The 756-nt window shown below is 76.5% G+C and carries 1 pseudogene; it reads right to left on the minus strand.

Annotated elements, in window-relative coordinates:
• A pseudogene (locus CR470_RS38265) lies at positions 1-494 on the minus strand (hypothetical protein); the annotation flags it as partial.
• Between the last annotated feature and the right edge of the window lie 262 nt (positions 495-756).

Below are 756 nucleotides of genomic sequence, written 5' to 3' on the forward strand. Positions count from 1 at the left end.
GTCTGGGGCCGATCGGTCCGGGGCCGGTCGCGGCGGGACTCCCCGTCATCACTCCGGCCGCCGTCCCGCACAGCGTCGCCGCGGCGCTCGCCGTCACGGGGAAGGCCGCCCCCGCGGCCTTCGTCAGGGGGTTCGCCGTCGCGGCCCTCCGGCCGGAAGGGGATCACCGCCGCCCGGCCCGGCGTGCGCCCCACCAGCCGTAAGGTGCGCAGGTTCGCGGCCCTCGCCGCCTCGACGGCGGGCTCGAAGTGGTCGGCGGCGTCGCGCCAGCCGTGGGAGTACGCGCGCAGCTCCCGCCGCTCCAGCTCGGCCCGCAGCAGGACGACGACCTCGTGCGGCTCATGGGCGTCGAGGAGCCCGCCGACTTCGGCCAGGAGGGCCGCGTACGTCTCCGGCGCCGGGCCTCCGGCCGGGGCGACGCCGGTCGTCCCGGGCTCCGGGGGCGGGCCGGGGTCCTGAGCCGCGGACCGGGAGCGGTCTTCCCGCTCGGCCATGTGCCCCTCCTTGCCGTCCGCGCGAGACGCTCCGGACCGGGCAGGGCACGGAACGCGTTCACGGCGATCGCACGCTCGCTCCGCCCGGCGCGTACCTGGCGGGGTACGTCCACGCTCACTGTTCTTGGACCTGCAGGGGCGGGGGGACAGGCCACGACATCTTACGGGCCGGAAGCGGAGGCGGGCTTCCCGGGCCGTCAGACCGACGGCCCCGCCACACCCTGCCCCTGTCTCTTATACACATCTCTGATGGCGCGAGGGA

The sequence above is a fragment of the Streptomyces sp. rh34 genome (assembly GCF_002551245.1).
Classification (GTDB): Bacteria; Actinomycetota; Actinomycetes; order Streptomycetales; family Streptomycetaceae; genus Streptomyces.